Raw genomic sequence first — 18,445 nt, forward strand, 5'->3', positions numbered from 1 at the left:
TTCAGTCATTACAATGAATATCACCCACACAGTGCGCTGGGATATCGCTCACCGCGGGAATTTATACGCAGGAAATTATCGCAACCGTAAGAGAGAAAATGCGTCTGGATATATAGGGGCAAATCCACCGACGCCGAATCCAACCCCTGAGCCGACGCCAAATCCGACGCCAAACCCAACCCCGGAGCCGACGCCAAATCCGACTCCGGCCCCGGCCCCAACATCGGAACCATCATATAACCCATCAGTACCTGGTTACGTTATCGCCCCATACTTAAACCGTATGTATGGCTATCAGACCGTTGGTACTTTGCATGAAAGGGTCGGTGAACAGGAAAATATTAAGAAAGAAAGTAATATGCCTCAGGGGGCCTGGGGACGTATTGGCGGCGGTGAAACAAAATCTAATGCAGATCGTTTTAACTATGACGCCGACACCTGGTTTGCTCAGCTTGGCGGCGATCTTTATAACAACTTTGAAGAAGATGGCACCAGAGTACATAGTGGCGTATTTGCTACTTTCGGACAAGTTAGCACGTCTGCTAAAGATTCTGTTCGTGGAATGTATCAAGGCAGATCGACAACGACAGGTAAGATCAATTCCAAAGGTTACGGTGTAGGGGCATATTACACCTCATATTTTTCAAATGACGTATATGTAGATACTGTGGCTCAGTATACTCACTATCGTAATGAATATAATAGTATTTACGGTAATGATGCCACTCAGGATGGTGATGGCATAACTCTATCCGTAGAGGCAGGTAAGCCATTCAAATATGCTAATGGGTTATATCTGGAACCTCAAGTTCAACTTATGTATCAATACCTTCACTTAGATGCGACAAACGATGGCGTTGCCTACGTTAAATCAACGTCTGATAACTCGGGCCTTGCTCGTATCGGAGGACGTCTGGGTTATGATAGTGTTAAAACATCTAAAGCTCATCCATATTTAACTGCAAATGTCCTGACTAATATTGGTCGTTCGCCAGATGTAACGGTGAGCTCGGTGAAATTTAATCAAGATTATTCAGACCAATGGTATGAAGTGGGCGGTGGTTTTACCGGTGATATTACTAAAAATGCTTCACTATATGCAGATATGAAATATCAGCATGATTTTGAAGGTAATATGCATGGTTTTGCTGGCAACCTGGGAATTCGGGTTAACTGGTAATAGTTAAAGGGCGGTAAGTTTATGCTTACCGCTTTTTTATTAACGTAAGTAATATGCCTGTAAATCAATACGTTTTGTAATATGCAAGTATTAAGTCCCTGATTATACAATAATTGCATGATTTTATTCAGATTTTAAAACCAATCCCTTAAATAGGTATTACCTATACATCTTTTGGCGTTTGACCTGCCTGAACGATTGGATTTTCATAATCCATTATTAATCAATGCATTGAACAAAATAATCCATCTCTGATAACCCGCGCTGCAGGGTCTATGCTTATTAAAAGTAGCCAAAAATGGCGATTAACCCGAATGCCCCTGCTGTTGAGGGGTTGAAGTGATAATCATTATCACTAACATGGTGTTATAGCTTGAAAGCTAATGACTCGAGGTAACCCTATGGAATTGCATTCAGGAACATTTAACCCGGACGATTTCGCATGGCGTGGTTTGACGTTAACGCCGGCAGCTGCGGCGCACATCCGCGAACTGGTGGCAAAACAACCCGGTATGTTGGGCGTGCGTTTAGGTGTGAAACAAACCGGATGCGCGGGATTCGGCTACGTGCTGGACACCGTCCGTGAGCCGGAAAAAGACGATCTGCTGTATGAATCTGATGGCGCCAGACTTTATGTGCCGTTACAGGCGATGCCGTTTATCGACGGGACGGAAGTCGATTTCGTTCGCGAAGGATTAAATCAGTTATTTAAATTTCATAACCCGAAAGCCCAGAACGAATGCGGCTGTGGCGAAAGTTTTGGGGTATAGGCGGTACTATGTCTCGTAATACTGAAGCAACTGATGATGTCAACACCTGGGCTGGCGGGCACCTCAATTATAAAGAGGGCTTCTTCACCCAACTGCAAACCGATGAGCTGGCAAAAGGGATCAATGAAGACGTTGTGCGCGCGATTTCGGCAAAACGTAATGAACCCGACTGGATGCTGGAGTTTCGCCTGAATGCCTTTAACGCATGGCTCACCATGGAAGAGCCGCACTGGCTCAAAGCGCACTACGACAAGCTGAATTATCAGGATTACAGCTATTACTCTGCGCCGTCCTGCGGCAATTGTGATGAAACCTGTGCTTCTGAACCGGGGGCTGTTCAGCAAACAGGGGCGAATGCCTTTTTAAGCAAAGAGGTAGAAGACGCCTTTGCACAGCTAGGGGTACCGGTTCGTGAAGGAAAAGAGGTGGCGGTTGATGCTATTTTCGACTCGGTGTCGGTGGCGACAACCTATCGCGACAAGCTGGCAGAGCAGGGCATTATTTTCTGTTCGTTCGGTGAGGCGATTCATGACCATCCCGAGCTGGTGAAACAGTATCTGGGAACCGTCGTTCCGGGTAATGATAATTTCTTCGCCGCGCTGAATGCCGCAGTGGCATCTGATGGCACCTTTATTTATGTGCCGAAAGGCGTGCGTTGTCCCATGGAACTCTCTACCTACTTCCGGATTAATGCCGAAAAGACCGGGCAGTTTGAACGCACTATTCTGATTGCGGATGAGGGCAGCTACGTCAGTTATATCGAAGGTTGTTCAGCTCCGGTACGCGACAGCTACCAGCTACATGCGGCGGTGGTGGAAGTTATCATCCATAAAGATGCTGAAGTGAAATACTCGACGGTGCAAAACTGGTTCCCCGGTGATGGTAATACCGGCGGCATTTTGAACTTCGTCACCAAGCGCGCGCTGTGCGAAGGCGAAAACAGCAAAATGTCGTGGACGCAGTCGGAAACCGGCTCGGCTATTACCTGGAAATATCCAAGCTGCATTCTGCGTGGCGATAACTCTATCGGTGAATTCTACTCCGTCGCTCTGACCAGCGGTCACCAGCAGGCCGATACCGGCACCAAGATGATCCACATTGGCAAGAACACCAAATCGACCATCATCTCGAAAGGGATCTCCGCCGGTCAGAGTCAGAACAGCTATCGCGGCCTGGTAAAAATCATGCCGACCGCCACCAACGCGCGTAACTATACCCAATGCGACTCCATGTTGATCGGGGCGGACTGCGGGGCGCATACCTTCCCGTATGTCGAGTGTCGAAACAACAGCGCCCAGCTTGAGCACGAAGCCACGACGTCACGCATCGGTGAAGACCAGCTGTTTTACTGTCTGCAACGCGGCATCAGCGAAGAGGATGCCATTTCGATGATCGTCAACGGTTTCTGTAAAGACGTGTTCTCTGAACTGCCGCTGGAATTTGCGGTGGAAGCGCAAAAACTTCTCGCCATAAGTCTTGAACACAGCGTCGGTTAAAATTTAAGGAAAGCACATGTTAAGCATTAAAGATTTACAGGTCAGTGTCGAAGATAAGGCGATTCTGCGTGGGCTCAGCCTTGAGATTCGTCCCGGAGAAGTCCATGCCATTATGGGGCCGAACGGTTCCGGGAAAAGTACGCTGTCCGCCACGCTCGCCGGACGTGAAGACTACGAAGTCACTGGCGGGACGGTTGAATTTAACGGTAAGGATTTACTGGAACTGTCGCCGGAAGACCGGGCCGGTGAAGGGATCTTTATGGCATTTCAGTATCCGGTAGAAATTCCCGGCGTCAGTAATCAGTTTTTCCTGCAAACGGCGCTGAATGCGGTGCGCAGTTATCGTGGGGAGGAGTCGCTGGACAGGTTCGACTTCCAGGATCTGATGGAAGAAAAAATCGCGCTGCTGAAGATGCCGGAAGACTTACTGACGCGTTCGGTAAACGTCGGTTTCTCTGGCGGTGAGAAAAAGCGGAATGACATTTTGCAAATGGCGGTGCTGGAGCCTCAGTTGTGCATTCTCGATGAGTCAGACTCCGGGCTGGATATTGATGCGCTGAAAATCGTCGCCGATGGCGTGAACTCGCTGCGCGACGGGAAACGCTCATTTATTATCGTCACTCACTATCAGCGCATCCTGGACTATATCAAACCCGATTATGTTCACGTTCTCTACCAGGGGCGAATTGTGAAGTCCGGCGATTTCACGCTGGTCAAACAACTGGAGGAGCAAGGATATGGCTGGCTTAGCGAACAGCAGTAACGTGCTGCAACAGTGGCACCATCTGTTTGAGACCCAAGGGGAGACCCGTTCGCACTATGCGCAACAGCATCTGCAACAGCTACTGCGTCTGGGGCTGCCAACGCGTAAGCATGAGGACTGGAAATACACGCCGCTGGAGGGATTAACCAACAGCCGGTTCGTCAGCAATATCTCCGCGCTAACGCCAGCCCAGTTTGAGGCGCTGGCACCAGCGATTGATGCGGTACGATTGGTGTTTGTCGACGGGAAATTTTGTCCAACGCTCAGCGACAGCGTGGAAGGTAGCGGATTTGATATTACCGTTAATGATGAGCGTCAGATGCTGCCTGCGGCTATCCAGCCGGAAGTATTTCTGCATCTGACCGAAAGCCTGTCCCGCAGCGTAACGCACATTTTGGTCAAGCGTAACCACCGGCCAGCGAAACCGTTGCTGCTGCTGCACATTACCCAGGGAGCGACGGGCGATGCGGTGAATACGGCGCACTATCGTCACCATCTGGATCTGGCGGAAGGCGCAGAAGCCACCGTTATTGAGCATTATGTCAGTCTCAGCGAGCTTCGCCATTTTACCGGGGCGCGCTTAACGATGAACGTCGCGGCCAATGCACATTTGCACCACATTAAACTGGCGTTTGAGAATTCGCTCAGCCACCACTTTGCCCATAATGATATTCAGTTGAGTGCAGATGCCTCGGCAGTCAGCCAAAGTTTCTTGCTGGGTGATGCCGTGTTACGCCATAACACCAGTACCCAGCTCAACGGCGAAAATACCACGCTGCGCCTTAACAGCCTGGCGATGCCGGTGAAAAACGAAGTTTGTGACACCCGGACCTGGCTTGCGCACAACAAGGGCTATTGCAACAGCCGCCAGTTGCATAAAACGATTGTCAGCGATAAGGGGCGGGCGGTGTTCAATGGCCTGATCAACGTCGCTCAACACGCCATTAAAACCGACGGTCAGATGACCAATAACAATTTACTGCTCGGAAAACTGGCGGAAGTGGACACCAAGCCTCAGCTCGAAATTTATGCCGACGACGTGAAATGCAGTCACGGGGCGACGGTAGGGCGGATTGACGACGAGCAGATGTTCTATCTGCGTTCGCGCGGGATCGGTCAGCAGGATGCTCAACAGATGATTCTCTATGCGTTTGCCGCTGAGCTAACGGAAGCCCTGCGCGATGAAACGCTTAAACAACTGGTACTGGCGCGGATCGCTCACCGCCTGCCGGGAGGCGTAGCATGACATTCCCCATTGAAAAAGTGCGGGCTGATTTTCCGGTCCTGACGCGTGAAGTGAACGGTTTACCGCTGGCGTATCTGGACAGCGCCGCCAGCGCGCAAAAGCCTAATCAGGTGATCGATGCCGAAGCCGAGTTTTACCGTCACGGCTATGCGGCGGTTCACCGTGGTATCCATACGCTGAGCGCGCAGGCCACGGAAAAAATGGAGAATGTGCGCAAGCTCGCCTCGTTGTTTATTAACGCTCGTTCCGCTGAAGAGCTGGTGTTCGTTCGCGGTACCACGGAAGGCATTAACCTGGTGGCGAACAGTTGGGGCAACAGCAATGTCAGGACTGGCGATAACATCATCATCAGCGAAATGGAGCACCATGCCAACATTGTTCCCTGGCAAATGCTATGCGCCCGCGTGGGCGCAGAACTGCGGGTCATTCCGCTCAATGCCGACGGCACATTGCAACTGGAAGCGTTGCCAGCGCTGTTCGATGAGCGTACGCAACTGCTGGCAATTACCCATGTTTCAAACGTACTGGGCACCGAAAACCCGCTAAGTGAGATGATTGCGCTGGCGCATCAATACGGCGCAAAAGTACTGGTGGATGGCGCACAGGCGGTTATGCATCATCAAGTGGATGTGCAGGCGTTAGATTGCGATTTTTATGTTTTCTCCGGACACAAGCTCTACGGGCCAACCGGTATTGGCGTGCTGTATGCCAGAGAGTCGCTGCTGCAGGAAATGCCGCCATGGGAAGGCGGCGGTTCGATGATTGCGACCGTGAGCCTGAGCCAGGGGACGACGTGGGCCAAAGCGCCGTGGCGTTTTGAAGCCGGTACGCCTAACACAGGAGGAATTATCGGGCTTGGCGCGGCTATTGAGTATGTTTCAGCGCTGGGGCTGACTGAAATTAGCGAATATGAACAGTTCATGATGCGCTATGCGTTGGAACAGCTGGCGGACGTGCCGGATTTGACGCTTTACGGACCGGATAACCGCCTGGGGGTGATTGCCTTTAACCTCGGCAAACATCACGCCTATGACGTCGGGAGTTTTCTCGATAACTATGGGATCGCCGTGCGGACGGGGCATCACTGCGCAATGCCGCTGATGGCCTACTATCACGTTCCCGCCATGTGTCGGGCGTCGATTGCCATGTACAACACCCATGAAGAAGTGGATCGCCTGGTGACAGGTCTCAAGCGTATTCATCACTTACTGGGATAACAGGGAGGCGTTATGGCTGCGCTACCGGATAAAGAAAAATTGTTGCGTAATTTTCTGCGTTGCGCTAATTGGGAAGAGAAATACCTGTACATCATTGAACTGGGTCAGCGTTTGCCGGAATTAAACGCCGACGATCGCTGCCCCGAAAATAGCATTCAGGGATGTCAAAGTCAGGTATGGATTGTTATGCGTCAGAATGCTGAAGGGATTATTGAATTTCAGGGCGACAGCGATGCGGCAATTGTGAAAGGGCTTATCGCCGTGGTCTTCATTCTGTACGACCGCATGACGGCCCAGGATATTGTGAATTTTGATGTGCGTCCGTGGTTTGAAAAAATGGCGCTCGCACAGCATCTCACACCGTCTCGTTCACAGGGGCTGGAGGCAATGATTCGGGCTATCCGCGCCAAAGCCGCAACTCTTAGCTAAACTGATAAAACACGTCAACTTTCAGACCGACTTGAAATCGATCGTGTAAGGCAACGCAGTGACTCGTAAGCCGGATCTGGCGCTCGCCGTCGTCCGGCAGGAACGCCAGGGGGGTGAGTGAGTATGAAACGCGCGTCTGTTATTACCTTAATGCTAATCGGCGCTTACAGCGCTATTCAGGCCGCATGGGCGGTCGATTATCCGTTGCCCCAGGCAAACAGTCGTCTTGTTGGGCAAAATCAAACTTATACCGTGCAGGAAGGGGATAAAAACCTACAGGCGATTGCCCGTAAGTTTGATACCGCCGCAATGTTGATCCTCGAAGCCAATAATACTATTGCCCCTGTTCCCAAACCCGGAACCCTGATTACTATTCCCTCGCAATTACTGCTGCCTGATGCGCCACGCGAAGGCATTATTGTGAATCTGGCGGAGCTACGTCTGTATTACTACCCGCCGGGAGAGAATATCGTTCAGGTCTTCCCGATTGGTATCGGTTTGCAGGGGCTGGAAACTCCGGTGATGGAAACCCGGGTAGGGCAGAAAATACCGAATCCTACCTGGACCCCTACAGCAGGCATCCGTAAACGCTCTCTGGAACGTGGCATAACATTGCCTCCGGTAGTGCCCGCCGGGCCAAATAACCCGTTAGGACGCTTTGCACTGCGTCTGGCGCATGGAAACGGTGAATACCTGATCCATGGCACCAGCGCGCCGGACAGCGTCGGTCTGCGCGTGAGCTCCGGGTGTATTCGCATGAACGCGCCGGACATCAAGGCATTGTTTGCTCAAGTCCGAACAGGAACGCCGGTCAGGGTGATTAATGAGCCGATCAAATATTCGATTGAGCCGAACGGCATGCGGTATGTCGAGGTGCATCGCCCACTGTCGCCGGAAGAGGAACAAAACGTTCAGACCATGCCGTATGTGCTCCCAGCCGGTTTTACTCAGTTCAAAGACAATAAAGCCGTTGATAGCAGCCTGGTGGAACGCGCGTTGTATCGCCGTGCGGGTTATCCGGTCACAGTGACGGCCAGCCAGGCCTCGGTCGTTAGCAATGGTGCGGAAGTGAAGTCTGCGCGAAATGGTGTGCCGGGAGAGAATGCAGAGGTGCGCGCTACGCAATAACAGGGAATGAGAAATGGAGGGCAAAAAAAAATGGCGCACAACGTGCGCCATTTTTATTACACAGATACTATTACTTGCGGTATTTAGTAGCTGCGTTGTCCAGACGCTGGTTAGCGCGAGCTGCGTCGTCTTTAGCAGCCTGAACGTCGGAACGCATTGCGTTCACGTCGTTGCTCAGCTGGTCAACTTTAGCGTTCAGAGTCTGAACGTCAGAAGACAGCTGATCGATTTTAGCGTTGCTGGAGCAACCTGCCAGCAGAGTAGAACCCAGGATTACCGCGCCCAGTACCAGTTTAGTACGATTCATTATTAATACCCTCTAGATTGAGTTAATCTCCATGTAGCGTTACAAGTATTACACAAAGTTTTTTATGTTGAGAATATTTTTTTGATGGGAATGCACTTATTTTTGATCGTTCGCTCAAAGAAGCATCGAATTGTGCAAAAACGGCTAAAAAACCGAGTGAAAACAGAAAGCTTCCATCGGATTCATCTTAGATAATCACGGATTAGATAGTGAAATCCGATTTGATTTTTTATTAATTGTGGCTATCGATAAAATAAAAAAAGCGCCACGAGGGCGCTTTTATAAGCAAATTAATTCGCGGCGGAATTATTACAGTACGTGAACGGATGCGGTGTTGGTCGTGCCGCTTGGAACCAGCGCGCCAGAAACCATAACCACAACGTCACCTTTCTGCGCCAGACCGCTCTCCAGAGCAACTTCTTTGCCCAGACGGTAGAAATCATCGGTGGAGCTGATTTCTTTAACAACCTGTGCCACAACGCCTTTGCTCAGTACCAGCTGACGCGCGGTAGTTTCGTTAGTCGTCAGTGCCAGGATGGTGGCATCCGGGAAGTATTTACGCACTGCACGAGCAGATTTACCGCCCTGGGTTGCAACGACGATCAGCGGAGCGTCCAGTTTTTCCGCAGTTTCAACCGCGCCACGGCAAACGGCTTCGGTGATGCGCAGTTTGCGGCTGTCGTTGTTGAAGTCCAGACGGCTGGTCATCACGCGGTCGGTACGTTCGCAAATGGTCGCCATGATGGTCACGGCTTCCAGCGGGTATTTACCTTTCGCGGATTCGCCAGACAGCATGACTGCGTCGGTGCCGTCGAGGATGGCGTTCGCGACGTCGCCGGCTTCAGCGCGGGTCGGACGCGGGTTTTTGATCATGGAGTCCAGCATCTGGGTCGCAGTGATAACGACTTTGCGCGCGCGGATACATTTCTCGATGATCATCTTCTGCGCGAAGATAACTTCTTCAACCGGGATCTCAACGCCCATGTCGCCACGAGCAACCATGATACCGTCAGACGCTTCGAGGATTTCGTCGAAGTTGTTCAGGCCTTCCTGGTTTTCGATTTTGGAGATGATCTGGATGTTTTCGCCGCCGTGCGCCTTCAGGTGCTCGCGGATTTCAACCACGTCAGAACGTTTACGGATAAAGGATGCCGCAACGAAGTCAACGCCCTGTTCGCAACCGAAGATCAGGTCCTGTTTGTCTTTCTCAGCCAGTGCTGGCAGCGCGATAGAAACGCCTGGCAGGTTAACGCCTTTGTTTTCGCCCAGGTCGCCGTTGTTCAGCACTTTACAGATAACTTTGTTACCTTCGATCGCGGTAACTTCCATGCCGATCAGGCCATCGTCAACCAGTACGGTGTTGCCGACAGACAGATCTTTAGTGAAGCCTTCGTAAGTCACAGCAACGATTCCGCTGTTGCCGACAACAGATTTGTCGGTGGTGAAGGTGAAGGTCTGGCCTGCTTTCAGAGAAACGTCGTTACCGCCTTCCAGCTTAATGGTACGGATTTCCGGACCTTTGGTATCCAGCAGGATAGCGGCTTTCTTACCGGTTTTGCTCATCACGTTGCGCAAATTTTTGATGCGCTGACCGTGTTCTGCGTAATCGCCATGAGAGAAGTTCAGACGCATGACGTTCATGCCCGCGTCCAGCATTTTGGTTAACATCTCTTCGGATTCGGTTTTCGGACCGATGGTGCAAACAATTTTCGTCTTTTTCATGACAGTCTTAGTCTTTAAGTTGAGAAGGATTGGGAAATCTGGCTCCCATCGCGCACGGATGGGAAGCTAAACCTGAGTTACGAAAGTGGTGATGTCTCGCTCTAAGGATAGGTGACATCGAAAGAGCGTGCAGAGGAATGTGTGCTTGCGTTTCAGCCCAACGGGAAGGTGAGTTTTGTAGTCGTTGAGTTTTACAGGTCAATGTGCTGAAACCATTCAAGAGACAATTGGCGCGCATTATACGCTGAATTTTATCTAAAAGGAAAATGGAAACGCTGTTTCAAAACAGTTCTGTGCGGTTTTACAAAAAATATTCATTAATTTGTTCATCGGTATGGATAAAGGCGTTGGGCTCAGCGACAGTTTGTTGCGCAACAACCTGCCCTGGCTATCCAAATAAACAGATTTAGGCGGGCGTTTTCAATGTACAGATCATATTCCTAAAAATTATATCAAATTCGTTTTAATTCATTCTAAAAGCCAATTTCACTCATTACACTCGTTTGGACATCCATACTGCTAAACAGCTAAAAGCGCTAGCAGCATTACAAAAAGCAGCAGCGGATACCCAAACGACATGATTGTCCTGAAAAATATTTCAAAAGTGTTTACGCCAGGCAGGCTATCCATTACCGCTGTCGATAACGTCAACCTGACGGTTGAGCAGGGACAGATTTACGGAATTATTGGTTACAGCGGGGCGGGTAAGAGCACCTTAATTCGCTTGCTTAATGGTCTGGAAAAACCGACCTCCGGCAGCGTGACGATTAACGGCCACGATATCTCTGCCGCCCGCGGAGAATCTCTGCGTCAGGCGCGACTGAAAATCAGCATGGTGTTCCAGCACTTCAACTTACTGTGGTCGCGCACGGTTAGCGAAAATATTGCTTTCTCTATGCAAATCGCGGGTGCGCCAAAGGCGTCCATCAAAGCGCGGGTTGCCGAACTGATTACGCTGGTTGGGTTGAGTGGTCGCGAGAATGCTTATCCGTCTCAGCTCAGCGGCGGGCAAAAACAGCGGGTGGGAATTGCCCGCGCGCTGGCGAACAATCCTGACGTACTGCTGTGCGACGAAGCCACCTCGGCGTTAGATCCGCAAACTACCGATCAGATCCTTGATTTACTGCTCGATATTAACCGTCGCTTCAAATTAACCATTGTGTTGATCACCCATGAAATGCACGTGGTGCGCAAAATCTGCGACCGCGTGGCGGTGATGGAAAACGGTAAAGTCGTTGAAGAAGGCGATGTGCTCAGCGTCTTTACCCATCCGCAGCAGCCGATCACCCGACAATTCGTGCGTCAGGTGAGCCAGTACGCCGAAGAAGATGAGTTTAACCCACAGCTGGCACGCGAACTGGGCGGCGTGGTGATCAAGCTAACATTTACCGGGCAACGCACCCACCGTCCCGTCGTTGGAGAATTGACCCTGCGCTACGGCCTGCCGTTTAACATTTTGCACGGCAAGATGACGCAAACCGCGCACGGGGTGTTTGGTCAGCTATGGGTGCACGTTGTGGCTACCGAGGAGCAACTGAGCAATATTCTGGCCGACCTGCGCGATAGCGACATTGAAGGTGAGGTGATTCAACATGGCTGAAGGACTGTTCCCCCATCTGAAATGGGATCAATTATTAGCAGCAACCCAGGAAACGCTCTATATGACCGCGCTTTCTGGCGTGGCGACCTTTGTCCTTGGGATCGCCCTTGGCCTGGCGCTGTTTCTGACGGCGCGTGGCGGACTGTTCCACAATCGCGCCGTGTATAGCGCGATTTCGCTGGTGGTGAATATCTTCCGTTCGATCCCCTTCATCATTTTGATCGTGCTGCTGATCCCATTTACCAAAGCGATGGTTGGCACCATTCTCGGCGCTAATGCCGCGCTGCCTGCGTTAATTGTGGGAGCCGCACCGTTTTATGCGCGTCTGGTCGAAATTGCCCTGCGTGAAGTGGATAAAGGCGTTATTGAAGCGACACGTTCGATGGGCGCGCGTCTGAGTACGCTTATTTTTCGGGTTTTACTGCCGGAATCTTCTCCCGCTCTGGTGTCCGGGATCACAGTGACGCTGATTGCGCTGGTCAGCTACAGCGCGATGGCGGGAGTCATTGGTGCCGGGGGTTTAGGGAATCTGGCCTATCTGGAAGGATTCCAGCGCAACCACAGCGACGTCACGCTGGTGGCGACGGTGACGATTCTGCTCATCGTCTTCATCATCCAGCTTTGCGGCGATGTGATCACCTCTCTGTTAGATAAACGCTAATAAAATACGGAAACCATTATCATGAAAAAATCACTGACATTACTCGCCGCAGCAACCTTAAGCGCCCTGAGCTTCGCCTCCTGGGCTGATACGCTGACCGTTGGCGCATCAAACGTACCGCACGCGGAGATCCTTGAGCAGGCCAAACCGATTCTGGCAAAGCAGGGGATCGACCTGGAAATTAAGCCGTTCCAGGATTACATCCTGCCGAATACCGCGCTGGCTGGCCGTGAAATTGACGCTAACTACTTCCAACATATTCCGTATCTGAACAGCGTGATTAAAGATCATGCTGGCGATAAAACCTATGACTTCGTCAGCGCCGGAGCAATTCACATTGAGCCGATCGGCATCTATTCGAAGAAGGTGAAATCGCTTAAAGATCTGCCGGAAGGCGGCAAGGTCATCATGCGCGATGCGGTATCTGAGGAAGGCCGTATTCTGTCGATTTTCGAAAAAGAGGGTGTGATCAAGCTGAAGCCGGGGGTGGACAAAGTCACCGCGCGCATTAGCGACATCGTGGAAAACCCGAAAAAACTGAAGTTCCTGCCTAACGTGGAAGCGGCGCTGTTACCGCAGATGTACAACAACGACGAAGGCGATGCGGTGGTGATTAACGCGAACTACGCTATCGACGCGGGGCTGGATCCGGTGAAAGATCCGATTGCCGTCGAAAGCGGTGAAAACAACCCGTATGCCAACATCATTACCGTACATCGCGGCGATGAGAAGAAAAAGGATATTGTGGCGCTGGTAGACGTGCTGCATTCAAAAGAGATTCAGGACTGGATCCGCACTAAATACAAAGGCGCGGTGATCCCGGTAAATAACTGATCCGCTTTTTGCCTTATCCGGCCTACAGGACGTTGTAGGCCGGATAAAATGCGTTAGCGTTGCCACCGGACGCGCGAGTTACACGCGCTCAATTCTCGCTGGCAGCCCCTGGCGTACCGCCGCACCCGACACCCAGTCAAGCCAGGTATTGGTTACCTGCCGGGTAGGATCCGCAAAGCCCAAATCATTGAGATTAATTCCCGACCTTATCTGCGCGTCAAATGGCATCGGCTCGCCGTCGAGCGTATGCTGCGCCGCGCCCATTTCTTTATGTCCATAGCCATGTTCAATGGCGATAACTCCCGGCATAACACCATGAAGCAGGCTTATTTGCGCCTGTACCTGACCGCCAGGCGTAGTGATACGTACCGTATCGCCATGTGCTAAGCCGTACCGCTTACCGTCCTGCGGGTTGAGCGCCACCAGATTAACCGGCTTCAGATGATGCAGGCGCGGGATGACCGCCGTGGCGCTGGACATGGTATTGGATTTAAAGGAGATCAATTTCAGCGGCCATTCTTGTTCCGGGAACAACTCCTCGACCGCACGTCCGTCTGACAGGCGCGAAGGATACCAGGCCGGGCAGCCGCTGTAGCGCTCGCCGGTAATCGCATGGCGGTGCGCGGCGACATTTGCATTCCAGATTTGCAGCGGTTTTTCCCACGCATTGCCGACGCGATCCTCCACCCGGCCACTGCTGGCTGGGGCGAAACGCCCGCCGCGTGAATACACAAATGCCACCCGGCTGGCTTCATCGGCTTTCAGCGTTTGCGTTATCACCGGCATGATCCGTTGCACCCCGGTCAAGGCAATGTCTTCCGGCTGAGCCTCCGGGACCGGTGATTTACCCATAAACGCAATATTGGCGGCGAGGCGCAGATAATAATCTTCCGCACGATTTAACGGATACTGATTGCCCTGTGGGTCGGTAATCGCATTATCACCAAAACCAGGCAAACCAATGCGTTTTGCTACCGCAATACAGAAAGATTCCATTGAGGCCGGTTGACCGTCAGCGGTACTGCTGGTTGCGGCTCTGACCACGGGCCAGCGAGCGGTGGTAGCTTTGCTGGCGACGCCCGCCCACGGGGCGCTGAATCCCCAGCTTTCGAAGTTATGGGTATCCGGCACGATGTAATCTGCCAGCGCCGTGGTTTCGTTCATAAAGGCATCAATGGCGACAAATAGCGGCAAACGCGCAGGATCTTTAAGCTTTTCTTCCGCCACGCCGCGCAACCCTGCGATGCCGTAAAACGGGTTGGTCATGTTAGAGATCCAGGCTTTTAGCGGATAAGGGTAGCCTTCGAGTGCCGAGACAAGAAGTTCAGTAAGTTGACCTGCCACAAACGGATACCAGGGGGCTTTTGCCGGGAAGGGCGATTGTCCGGCGGCTACTTTATTGCGGTACTCTTCGGAAGACTCATACGCGGTTTTACTGCGTGCGATGCTTAATCCCTTTGGTTTAATCTTCCCGGTGAAACTGTCCATGTTGTAGCGTGGTCCATCGGTGGCGCCATTGAACTTGCCGCCGCCGACAAACACGCCGCCTTCAAGACTCAGGTTGCCAATCAGCGCATTGAGCATCATTACCGACCAGGCGTTATAAAATCCATTACCTGCCATCATTCCGCCGTGGGCGATCACCGCCGCTTTACGTCCGTGGCGGGTAAACGCGTCGGCCAGTGCGCTAATGTCTGCTTCAGCCACGCCGCACTGCTGGCTGTATTGCGCCAGCGTGAGTTTTTCGGCGGATTCTTTCAGGCACTGGAGGCTGCTTTTTACCGTCACCGTCTGGCCGTCTGCCAGCGTCACCACGCGGGTGACAAACAACTGCGCGCGTGGGCAACCGCTGGCGGCGACAATTTCTCCGGCTTCGTTAACGACCACCGGCTCCTGGGCGGCGTTTGCGTTCAGATGCGCGAGGGTTAAATGCTGCCCGGCAAGATTTGGGATCTCATCGGTGATCACCAGATGCGTGGCGTTGCTCCAGCTTTTTTCACCGGCTTGCTGCATGGCCTGTACGCCGGGAATCGCAAGGTAATCGGTGTTATAGCGCTGTTTTTCGATTATCCAGCGGATCATACCCATCGCCAGCGCGGAGTCGCTTCCCGGACGCACGGGCTGCCAGTGGCCGCGATCGTCAGCCAGTACCGTGGTTAATGGCAGGGCTGGCGCCACCACCACATAGCGGAAGTCGTCGCGTAAACGAGCGCTGGCGAGCTGGCGAGCCTGGCGTTTAAACGGGTTGCCGGATTGCGCCGGAGAGGTTCCCATAAACAACGCGAACTCGACATTATCCCAATCGGGCTTCACGTGGGTATTTTTATCCAGATCGCCCATTAGCGCACCAGAACCGGCCCGGTAGGCCAGACCGCAGTAAGCGCCATGCGCGCCGAAGTTTTTACTGCCGAAACTGTTCAGCGCGAAGCGACGTAAAAACGTATCACGTCCTTCATCGCTGGTATTGGTGACCAGCAACTGATTGGATTTTGGCCCAAAGCCGGGATGTCTGGCATCAAGCGGCGTATCGGGATCGTGAATTGCCCGCAGGCCATCAACATGGCCCTCACCAAACAGGTCACCGCCTTCCACCACCTCTGTGATTAATTGTTCGAAGCTGATGCGCTGCCATTTTCCCTCGCCGCGTTTGCCGACGCGTTTCATGGGCTGCAGAATGCGCTGTGGGCTGTACAGACCTTCAAGTAAGGTTGCGCCACGAGCGCAGGCGGTGGAGCGCGCGTCCAGACCCGACTCGCCCGCCAGTTGCGCCATTGCCGTGGCAAAGGGAACCGAGGCGTCAATATGGTGCTCGTGAGATAATGGATGATAAGGGTTACCGGCAATGCGCAGCACCTTGCCTTGCTCACTATCAACGCGTACCCGCACACCGCACTGTGTCCAGCAGCCAAAGCACTGCGTCATTGAGATCACCTGCTGCGGATTTTGCTGCCATTGCGGCCGGGCATTGGCTTCAGGGATGAGCGCATTACCAAAAATGCGGTCGCGGGTAATTTTACCAGAGGTACCGTCCAGCAAACCGTCCAGTGCGCGCTTTGCTACATCCCGATAACTCAGACCAAACGTCACCATGCCACCTACTGCAAGACCGACTTTAAGCCACTGACGACGGGTTAAATTAGCCATGTTGTATTCTCCTTGCGATCGCGTTCAGGGCTTCACGAACAATAATAATCAGTGCTATCCACAGGCCGAAGGTGCCCACAATGGCCAGCCAGCCATCGGTGCCGCCGGGCAGGGTGTAAGGATTAAATTGGGCGTTAAATTTCGGTACGGTCTGTACCTGGATGAGTAACGTCCAGCGCATCAGCCAGCACAGCGCCATGGCGCTAAACGCCAGTAATATGCGCAGCAGCCGCGATAATGGAAAACGCAGCACCAGCCCGCAAAGGCCAAGCGAGACAAGCCATAACACAACCCAACCGATGGCGTAGTGTCGTGCCGAAGAGGCGACATCCAGCCACTGGCGAATTGCTGAACCGGAGAGCGTATTGCCGCTCACCCAAATTGCCACCACGATAACCAGCGCGCTCAAGGCGACAATTTGCCCCCACGCCAGTTTGCGCAGCAAAGATCCTTCACTGTTTGTTGCAGCGATGAGCAGGGCGAGGAACGTTTGCAGCGCGCTGAGGAACATTGCAACCGGAAAGGCGTAGCTGAACCAAATGGGACGCGCCTGCACCACCGACACTTCGCGACCGGTGTAAACCAGTAATCCGATGGCGGACAAGGCGCTACCGACGGCCAACCATTTAGTTACACTGTAACTTTTAAGCGTTATCCGCTTAACGTGCTGCGCCAAAAACCACAGGCCCAGGAAGCCGGTGAACAGCGGTAAAAACAGCGCGCCCCATGGCATCCAGGACCATGGCGTTGGATAAGCATAAAAATGCCAGACGCGGGCGGTTTGGTGTAAATCGGCGGTTAGCGCCAACGGGGCGGTTATTGCACAGGTCAGGGCAATTAACAGCGTCAGGTTTTCCAGGTCCGGTGTCTCTTGTTTGCGCCAGTGCAGCACGCAGGCGAACAGCGCGGCGCAGGCGGCAATACCGATGAAAAAGAAATACTGTACGGCCCAGGGTAACCAGCTTACATGTTGCGGATGGGCCAGAACCTCTTCGATAATCAGTGAATGGTTCATTTAAACCTCCTGCCAGAGAGCGGGTTGGGCGCGTCCCATTAACGGGGTGACAAACGCTTCATCCAGACCCAGATAAAACACGTGCGGTGATGTTCCGCTTTCGGGTTTTAGCACTTTGATGGCCTCATGGTGTTCATGCAGCATTTGAGAAATCCGGCTGTGCGGATCTTTGATATCGCCAATGATGCGTGCGCCGCCGACGCAGGATTCCACGCAGGCCGGGAGCAGCCCCGCTTCCAGACGGTGTACGCAAAATGTGCATTTATCGGCGGTTTGCGTTTCATGGTTGATGAACCGCGCATCGTAAGGGCAGGCCTGCACGCAGTAAGCGCAACCCACGCAGCGGGTGTTGTCGACGACCACAATACCGTCTTCACGTTGGAAGGTGGCCTGCACCGGACAAACGGGTACGCAAGGGGGATTATCGCAATGGTTGCACAGGCGCGGCAGCAGGACGTTGGTGACGCTTTGCTGGCCTGTAAGCTGCACCTGATACTGGTTAACGAGGGTTCTGAATTCTCCCTGCGGCGTCTGGTTTTCAATAGCGCAACTGACGGTACAGGCCTGGCAGCCGATGCAGCGTCGCAGGTCAATCAACATGGCGTAGCGATGCGCGAGTGAGCCTTCATGGCGTTCAGGCGAGAAGGGGAATTGCGCCTGCGCCAGGGGGACCAGTGAAGCGCCAGCGGTCAGGACGCCCAGTTGCTGGAGAAACTGCCGTTTACTGCTGTCCATATTTTCTCCCGTCACGGTACAACAACGAAACATTGGTCACGCCGTTGATTTGTGTGTGATGAATAAAGAATCTCAATGATTTACAGTGTAAAAATCGTGACGGGGGGTACTCTATTGTGGTTAACCACATACCCGGCTTGTTGTTGATCTAAAACAACATAATTGACAGGGATAATTGAGTGGGACGCAACGTAGTAA

General features: G+C 52.6%; 17 protein-coding genes. 11 read left to right on the top strand and 6 right to left on the bottom strand.

Annotated features, from left to right (window positions below):
- Positions 1 to 112 precede the first annotated feature (112 nt).
- The 8 genes from OOJ59_RS14160 to ldtE all read left to right on the top strand — a co-directional run bounded on the left by OOJ59_RS14160 (position 113) and on the right by ldtE (position 8,229).
- Positions 113 to 1,180 (top strand): autotransporter family protein, encoded by a 1,068-nt coding sequence (locus tag OOJ59_RS14160; protein ID WP_268063424.1) that lies wholly within the window; start codon positions 113 to 115, stop codon positions 1,178 to 1,180.
- A 401-nt stretch (positions 1,181 to 1,581) separates the two neighbouring features.
- Entirely contained in the window at positions 1,582 to 1,950 is a 369-nt protein-coding gene (gene sufA / locus OOJ59_RS14165) for a Fe-S cluster assembly scaffold SufA (protein ID WP_038640259.1), read from the top strand.
- Positions 1,951 to 1,958: 8 nt separating this feature from the next.
- Positions 1,959 to 3,446 (top strand): Fe-S cluster assembly protein SufB, encoded by a 1,488-nt coding sequence (gene sufB, locus OOJ59_RS14170; RefSeq protein WP_038640262.1) that lies wholly within the window; start codon positions 1,959 to 1,961, stop codon positions 3,444 to 3,446.
- A gap of 16 nt (positions 3,447 to 3,462) precedes the next feature.
- A complete protein-coding gene (gene sufC / locus OOJ59_RS14175) occupies positions 3,463 to 4,209 on the top strand; it encodes a Fe-S cluster assembly ATPase SufC (RefSeq protein WP_038640264.1) in 747 nt (248 codons plus the stop codon).
- Positions 4,184 to 5,455, top strand: coding sequence for a Fe-S cluster assembly protein SufD (gene sufD / locus OOJ59_RS14180; protein WP_137350503.1), 1,272 nt, complete (start codon positions 4,184 to 4,186; stop codon positions 5,453 to 5,455). Before sufC ends, sufD begins: the two co-directional genes overlap by 26 nt.
- A complete protein-coding gene (sufS, locus tag OOJ59_RS14185) occupies positions 5,452 to 6,672 on the top strand; it encodes a cysteine desulfurase SufS (RefSeq protein WP_150344982.1) in 1,221 nt (406 codons plus the stop codon). The genes sufD and sufS overlap by 4 nt, the downstream gene beginning before the upstream one ends.
- A gap of 12 nt (positions 6,673 to 6,684) precedes the next feature.
- Positions 6,685 to 7,101 carry a cysteine desulfuration protein SufE gene (sufE, locus tag OOJ59_RS14190; RefSeq protein WP_038640268.1) on the top strand — a complete coding sequence of 139 codons (417 nt, stop codon included), beginning with the start codon at positions 6,685 to 6,687 and terminating at the stop codon, positions 7,099 to 7,101.
- A 123-nt stretch (positions 7,102 to 7,224) separates the two neighbouring features.
- Positions 7,225 to 8,229: a L,D-transpeptidase LdtE gene (gene ldtE / locus OOJ59_RS14195; protein WP_087856317.1), complete on the top strand. Its 1,005-nt coding sequence runs from the start codon at positions 7,225 to 7,227 to the stop codon at positions 8,227 to 8,229.
- A gap of 70 nt (positions 8,230 to 8,299) precedes the next feature.
- Here ldtE and lpp read toward each other — a convergent pair whose 3' ends face one another.
- The 3 genes from lpp to ynhH form a co-directional block, all read right to left on the bottom strand.
- Positions 8,300 to 8,536 carry a murein lipoprotein Lpp gene (gene lpp, locus OOJ59_RS14200; protein ID WP_003029373.1) on the bottom strand — a complete coding sequence of 79 codons (237 nt, stop codon included), beginning with the start codon at positions 8,534 to 8,536 and terminating at the stop codon, positions 8,300 to 8,302.
- Positions 8,537 to 8,845: 309 nt separating this feature from the next.
- Complete coding sequence (gene pykF / locus OOJ59_RS14205) at positions 8,846 to 10,258, bottom strand: pyruvate kinase PykF (protein WP_268063416.1); 1,413 nt, start codon at positions 10,256 to 10,258, stop codon at positions 8,846 to 8,848.
- Between the two features lie 7 nt (positions 10,259 to 10,265).
- Complete coding sequence (gene ynhH, locus OOJ59_RS14210) at positions 10,266 to 10,460, bottom strand: protein YnhH (RefSeq protein WP_247672768.1); 195 nt, start codon at positions 10,458 to 10,460, stop codon at positions 10,266 to 10,268.
- 375 nt (positions 10,461 to 10,835) lie between these two features.
- Here ynhH and OOJ59_RS14215 point away from each other — a divergent pair, with 375 nt between their 5' ends.
- Genes OOJ59_RS14215 through OOJ59_RS14225 form a run of 3 tightly spaced genes read left to right on the top strand, consistent with a single transcriptional unit; the run spans position 10,836 to position 13,353 of the window.
- Positions 10,836 to 11,858, top strand: coding sequence for a methionine ABC transporter ATP-binding protein (locus OOJ59_RS14215; protein WP_038640275.1), 1,023 nt, complete (start codon positions 10,836 to 10,838; stop codon positions 11,856 to 11,858).
- Positions 11,851 to 12,519, top strand: a complete 669-nt coding sequence (locus OOJ59_RS14220) for a methionine ABC transporter permease (RefSeq protein WP_069324235.1) — start codon at positions 11,851 to 11,853, stop codon at positions 12,517 to 12,519. The genes OOJ59_RS14215 and OOJ59_RS14220 overlap by 8 nt, the downstream gene beginning before the upstream one ends.
- Positions 12,520 to 12,540: 21 nt before the next feature.
- On the top strand, positions 12,541 to 13,353 hold the full coding sequence (locus tag OOJ59_RS14225) for a MetQ/NlpA family ABC transporter substrate-binding protein (RefSeq protein WP_003029358.1): 813 nt from the start codon (positions 12,541 to 12,543) through the stop codon (positions 13,351 to 13,353).
- Between the two features lie 78 nt (positions 13,354 to 13,431).
- Here the strand turns inward: OOJ59_RS14225 and ttrA are convergent, their stop codons facing one another.
- From ttrA to ttrB, 3 genes are read right to left on the bottom strand one after another with little or no spacing between them, the layout of a single operon-like run.
- Entirely contained in the window at positions 13,432 to 16,497 is a 3,066-nt protein-coding gene (gene ttrA / locus OOJ59_RS14230; RefSeq protein WP_160956354.1) for a tetrathionate reductase subunit TtrA, read from the bottom strand.
- Entirely contained in the window at positions 16,490 to 17,512 is a 1,023-nt protein-coding gene (gene ttrC, locus OOJ59_RS14235; RefSeq protein ID WP_160956353.1) for a tetrathionate reductase subunit TtrC, read from the bottom strand. Before ttrC ends, ttrA begins: the two co-directional genes overlap by 8 nt.
- Complete coding sequence (ttrB, locus tag OOJ59_RS14240; protein ID WP_038640285.1) at positions 17,513 to 18,247, bottom strand: tetrathionate reductase subunit TtrB; 735 nt, start codon at positions 18,245 to 18,247, stop codon at positions 17,513 to 17,515.
- Between the last annotated feature and the right edge of the window lie 198 nt (positions 18,248 to 18,445).

The sequence above is a fragment of the Citrobacter sp. W9 genome (genome assembly GCF_026719375.1).
Taxonomy (GTDB): Bacteria; Pseudomonadota; Gammaproteobacteria; order Enterobacterales; family Enterobacteriaceae; genus Citrobacter; species Citrobacter werkmanii.

Bases quoted from the DNA above. Each gene is read 5' to 3' on its own strand.
- sufE (WP_038640268.1), top strand. From the start codon at position 6,685: ATGGCTGCGCTACCGGATAAAGAAAAATTGTTGCGTAATTTTCTGCGT.
- sufB (WP_038640262.1), top strand. From the start codon at position 1,959: ATGTCTCGTAATACTGAAGCAACTGATGATGTCAACACCTGGGCTGGC.
- sufA (WP_038640259.1), top strand. From the start codon at position 1,582: ATGGAATTGCATTCAGGAACATTTAACCCGGACGATTTCGCATGGCGT.
- OOJ59_RS14225 (WP_003029358.1), top strand. From the start codon at position 12,541: ATGAAAAAATCACTGACATTACTCGCCGCAGCAACCTTAAGCGCCCTG.
- ttrA (WP_160956354.1), bottom strand. From the start codon at position 16,497: ATGGCTAATTTAACCCGTCGTCAGTGGCTTAAAGTCGGTCTTGCAGTA.
- sufS (WP_150344982.1), top strand. From the start codon at position 5,452: ATGACATTCCCCATTGAAAAAGTGCGGGCTGATTTTCCGGTCCTGACG.
- sufD (WP_137350503.1), top strand. From the start codon at position 4,184: ATGGCTGGCTTAGCGAACAGCAGTAACGTGCTGCAACAGTGGCACCAT.
- pykF (WP_268063416.1), bottom strand. From the start codon at position 10,258: ATGAAAAAGACGAAAATTGTTTGCACCATCGGTCCGAAAACCGAATCC.
- ldtE (WP_087856317.1), top strand. From the start codon at position 7,225: ATGAAACGCGCGTCTGTTATTACCTTAATGCTAATCGGCGCTTACAGC.
- ttrC (WP_160956353.1), bottom strand. From the start codon at position 17,512: ATGAACCATTCACTGATTATCGAAGAGGTTCTGGCCCATCCGCAACAT.
- OOJ59_RS14215 (WP_038640275.1), top strand. From the start codon at position 10,836: ATGATTGTCCTGAAAAATATTTCAAAAGTGTTTACGCCAGGCAGGCTA.
- lpp (WP_003029373.1), bottom strand. From the start codon at position 8,536: ATGAATCGTACTAAACTGGTACTGGGCGCGGTAATCCTGGGTTCTACT.
- ttrB (WP_038640285.1), bottom strand. From the start codon at position 18,247: ATGGACAGCAGTAAACGGCAGTTTCTCCAGCAACTGGGCGTCCTGACC.
- sufC (WP_038640264.1), top strand. From the start codon at position 3,463: ATGTTAAGCATTAAAGATTTACAGGTCAGTGTCGAAGATAAGGCGATT.
- OOJ59_RS14220 (WP_069324235.1), top strand. From the start codon at position 11,851: ATGGCTGAAGGACTGTTCCCCCATCTGAAATGGGATCAATTATTAGCA.